Here is a 5053-nt window from a genome sequence, read left to right on the forward strand (position 1 = left end):
AACTGCGGCTCGGCATAGGTGAGGCTCGCCGCGACGGCCCGGAACTCCTCCAGCATCGGGTCCATCAGACCGCTGTGGAACGCGTGACTCACCCGAAGCCGGGTGGTCTTGCGACCCTGCACGGTGAAATGCTCGGCCAGCGCCAGCACGGCGGCCTCGGGGCCGGAGACGACCACCGACCGGGGGCCGTTGACCGCGGCAATGTCCACCACACCCCGCCCCGCCAGAACCCCCCGCACCTCCTCCTCCGACGCCTGCACCGCGACCATCGCCCCACCAGCCGGCAACGCCTGCATCAACCGACCACGCGCCACCACCAACCGCGCCGCATCCCCCAGCGACCACACCCCCGCCACATGCGCAGCAACCAACTCGCCAATCGAATGCCCCGCCACAAAATCCGGCCGCACACCCCACGACTCCATCAGCCGGAACAAGGCCACCTCGACCGCGAACAACCCCGCCTGCGCATACCCGGTGCGGCGAATCAGGTCCCCATCATCACCCCAAATGACTGATCGCAACGGCCGATCCAGATGCTGATCCAGCTCGGCCACCACTGCGTCAAACGCAGCGGCGAACACCGGAAACACCCCGTACAACTCACGACCCATGCCCAGGCGCTGCGCACCCTGACCGGTGAACAACACCGCCAGCCGGCCACCCGGCCGGGCCACCGCGGTGACCAGGCCGGGGGCGCTGGCGCCGGTGGCCAGGGCGGTCAGCCCGGCGGTCAGCTCGGCCGGGTCCGCGCCCAGCACCACCGCCCGGTGACCGAAGAGTGCCCGTCCGGTGGCGAGCGCCCGGCCGGCCGCCGGCACGTCCACCGGGTCGATCCGCGCGGCGAGGCCGGCCAGCCGGCCGGCCAGGTCGCGTACGGCGGTGTCGGACCGCGCCGACACCAGCCAGGGCACCAGGCCGTCGGCCGGTACCGGGGCGCTGCCGTCGGCGGGCGCCTCCTCGATGATCACGTGGGCGTTGGTGCCGGAGAGCCCGAACGAGGAGACACCGGCCCGGCGCGGGTGCCCGTTCACCGGCCACTCCCGCGCCTGCGTCAACAGCTCCACCGCGCCGGCGGACCAGTCCACCTGCGGCGAGGACTCCTCGGCGTGCAACGTCCGGGGCATCAGCCCGTGCCGCATCGCCAGGACCATCTTCATCACCCCGGCCACCCCGGCGGCCGCCTGCGTGTGCCCCAGGTTCGACTTGACCGACCCCAACCACAGCGGACGGTCCACCGGCCGGTCCTGCCCGTACGTGGCCAGCAACGCCTGCGCCTCGATCGGATCACCCAACGTCGTACCCGTACCGTGCGCCTCCACCACGTCCACCTCGGCCGCCGGCACCCGGGCCGAGGCCAGGGCCGCCCGGATCACCCGCTGCTGGGCGGGCCCGTTCGGCGCCGTCAACCCGTTCGACGCGCCGTCGGAGTTCACCGCCGAACCCCGCACCACCGCCAGGACCGGATGACCGTTGCGGCGGGCATCCGACAACCGCTCCACCAGCAGCAGGCCGGCACCCTCGGAAAAGCCGGTGCCGTCGGCGCCCGCGCCGAACGACCGGCACCGCCCGTCCGGGGAGAGCCCGCGCTGCCGGCTGAACTCGACGAACGTGTCGGGAGTGGCCATCACGGTCACCCCGCCGGCGAGCGCGAGGGTGCACTCCCCGGACCGCAGCGCCTGGGCCGCCAGGTGCAGCGCGACCAGGGAGGACGAGCAGGCGGTGTCCACGGTGACCGCCGGCCCCTCCAGCCCGAAGGCGTACGCGACGCGGCCGGAGGCGATCGAGCCGGTGTTGGTGTTGTCCTGGTAGTCGTGGTACATCACGCCGGCGAAGACGCCGGTGGGGCTGCCCTTCAGCGTGCCCGGGTCGATGCCGGCCCGCTCGAAGGTCTCCCAGGCGCACTCCAGCAGCAGCCGCTGCTGCGGGTCCATCGCCACGGCCTCGTTCGGGCTGATCCCGAAGAAGCCGGCGTCGAACTCGGCGGCGTCGGCGAGGAAGCCGCCGGAGCGGGAGTAGGTTCGCCCCTCGACGCCCCGCTCCGGGTGGTAGATGCCGTCGACGTCCCAGCCCCGGTCGGCGGGGAAGTCGCCGATCGCGTCCACCCCGTCGGCGACCAGCCGCCACAGCTGCTCGGGTGAACCGACACCGTCGGGGAAGCGGCAGCTCATCGCGATGATGGCGATCGGCTCGTCGGCCGCCCGCGCCGCCGGGGCACCGGTGGCCGGGGCCGCCTCGCCGGGGGTGAACACGCCGTCGAGGTGCGCGGCCACGGCGACCGCCGTGGGGTGGTCGAAGACCAGGGTGGCCGGCAGCCGCAGCCCGGTCACGGCGGTCAGCCGGTTGCGCAGTTCCACCGCCGACAACGAGTCGAAGCCGAGGTCCTTGAACGCCTGGTCGGGCTGGACGGCGTCGACCGTGGAATGGCCGAGCACGGCGGCGATCTCGACGCGTACCACGTCGAGCAGGGCCTCGCGGCGCTCGGGCCCGGACCAGCCGGCGAGCCGGCGGAGCAGCTCGTCGCCGCCGGCCGGCCCGGTCGCGCCGGCTCGCGCGCCCGGCCGGGCCGGCGGGACCAGGCCGCGCAGGGCGGCCGGGAGGGGTTGGCCGGCGGCGACCGCACGCAGGGCCGGCAGGTCCAGCCGGACCGGCACCCGCAGCGGCTCCGCGGCGTGGAGCGCCGCGGTGAACAGGGCCAGCCCCTCGGTACGGGTGAGCGGGGGGAAGCCGTTGCGGCCCAGCCGACGCAGCTCCGCGGCGGTGAGCCGGTCGCCCATCCCGTCGGCCGCCCACAGCCCCCAGGCCAGCGAGACGGCCGGCAGCCCGGCGGCCCGGCGGTGCGCGGCCAGGGCGTCGAGGAAGACGTTGGCGGCGGCGTAGCCGCTCTGCCCGGGCGCGCCGAGCACCCCGGCCGCCGAGGAGAAGAGCACGAACATCCGCAGCTCGCGGGTGAGTTCGTGCAGGTGCCAGGCGGCGGTCGCCTTGGGGGCGAGGACGGCGTCGACCCGCTCGGGGGTGAGCGCGGCGAGGACGCCGTCGTCGAGCACCCCGGCGGCGTGCACCACCCCGGTCAGCGGGCGGGCGGCGGGCACGCTGGCCAGCAGCCGGGCCAGCGCGTCCCGGTCGGCGACGTCGCAGGCGGCGACGGTGACGTCGCCGCCCAGGTCGGCCAGCTCGGCGACCAGTTCCCGGGCGCCGGGCGCGTCGATGCCGCGCCGGCTGGTCAGCAGCAGGTGGCGGACACCCAGCTCGGTGACGAGATGCCGGGCGACCAGCGCACCCAGGCCGCCGGTGCCGCCGGTGACCAGGATGGTGCCGTGCTCGCGCGGCGCGGCCGGGGTCGCGGCGTCCGCCGCCGCGCGGACCAGCCGTGGCACCCGGATCTCGCCGCCACGCAGTGCCGCCTCCGGCTCGCCGCAGGCCAGCGCCACGAGCAGGCGGCGACCCGATTCGACGGTACGGTCGACGTCCAGCAGCGCGAACCGGCCCGGGTGCTCGGCCTCCGCCGCGCGCACCAGGCCCCACAGCGGCGCGGTGGCGAGGTCGACGTCGCATTCCCCCACCGGTACGGCCTGCGTGGTGACCAGCACCAGCTGAGCCGCCCCGAAGCGGGCGTCGGCGACCCAGTCCTGGGCCAGCCGCAGCGTCCACGCCACCGCCGCGCGCAGTCGCGCCGGCAGGTCGTCGCCGGTGAACTCCGGCACGGTGACCAGCACCCGGTCGGGCACCGGGGCGCCCGCGTCGACGGCGTCGGCGAGCGCGGCGAGGTCGGGGTGGGCGGGCAGCTCCGCCGCGCCCGCCGGTGGCGTACCGACCAGCACCACCGACGCGGTGCCGGCCTGCGGGGCGGGACCGGTCAGCGGCGCCCAGTCGAGCCGGTGCATCGCGTCGGGGCGGGTGCCGGGGTCCAGCTGGTCGGCGCCGACCGCCCGGTAGTCCAGCGAGTCGACGGTGAGCACCGGCTGCCCGGCCGCGTCGGCCACGGTGACGGTGGCGCTGCGGGGGCCGCGGCGGGTGATGCGTACCCGCAGCGCGGTCGCGCCCGCGGCGTGCAGGGACACCCCGCTCCACGCGAACGGCAGCAGCGCGTCCCCGCCCGCGCCGTCCCCGCCCGCGCCGGGATCGGCGGCGTCGCGGTCGGCAGCGTCGCGGTCGGCAGCGTCGCGGTCGGCAGCGTCGAGCAGTGCGGCGTGCAGGCCGGCGTCGAGCAGCGCGGGGTGCAGGCCGAAGCGGGCCGCGTCCGGGTGGGCCGGCTCGGGCAGCACGACCTCGGCGTACACCTCGTCGCCGTGCCGCCAGGCCGCGCGCAGGCCCTGGAACGTCGGGCCGTACGCGTAGCCGTCGGCGAGCAGCCGCTGGTAGCCGTCGGCCACCGGCAGCGGGCTGGCGCCGGCCGGCGGCCAGGGGTCCAGCGGCGCGGCCGGTTCGGGTACGGACGCGGACAGCAGCCCGGTGGCGTGCACCGTCCAGGCGGTGTCCTCGGCGTCGTCGCCCGAGTAGACGGCGACGGTACGGGTGCCCGCCTCGTCCGCCCCGCCGACAACCACCCGCAGCACGACCGCCGCGCGGTCGGGCAGCGGCAGCGGCGCCTGGAGGGTCAGCTCGACCAGGTGCGGGCAGCCGACCCGGTCACCGGCGTGCACGGCCAGGTCGACCAGGGCGGCGCCGGGCAGCAGCACCGTCCCGACGACAGCGTGGTCGGCGAGCCAGGGGTGGGTGGCGAGGGAGACCCGTCCGGTCAGCAGCACCCCGCCGGAGTCCGGTACGACCACCTCGGCGCCGAGCAGCGGGTGGCGCAGCACGGCGAGACCGGCGGCGACGACCTCGCCGTCACCCGCCCCGGCCCAGGCGTCGGCCCAGTACTCCCGCGCGTCGGCCCAGTAGCGCTGCCGCTGGAATGGATAGGTGGGCAGCTCGACCCGGGTGCCGGTCAGCAGTGCGGTCCAGTCGACGGTGGCGCCGGTGACGTGCAACCTGGCCAGGGCGGTGAGGGCCTGCCGGTGTTCGTCGTGGTTTCGCCGGAGGCTGGGGATGATCGTGACGTCATCGGTGA

Annotated in this window: 1 protein-coding gene; it reads right to left on the reverse strand. The window is 76.1% G+C overall.

Annotated elements, in window-relative coordinates; translation table 11 throughout:
- On the reverse strand, positions 1-5053 hold a 5053-nt coding region (locus tag ABZ807_RS33030), incomplete at both ends, for a type I polyketide synthase (RefSeq protein ID WP_357167008.1).

Source organism: Micromonospora sp. NPDC047548 (genome assembly GCF_040642975.1).
In the GTDB taxonomy this organism is placed as follows: domain Bacteria; phylum Actinomycetota; class Actinomycetes; order Mycobacteriales; family Micromonosporaceae; genus Micromonospora.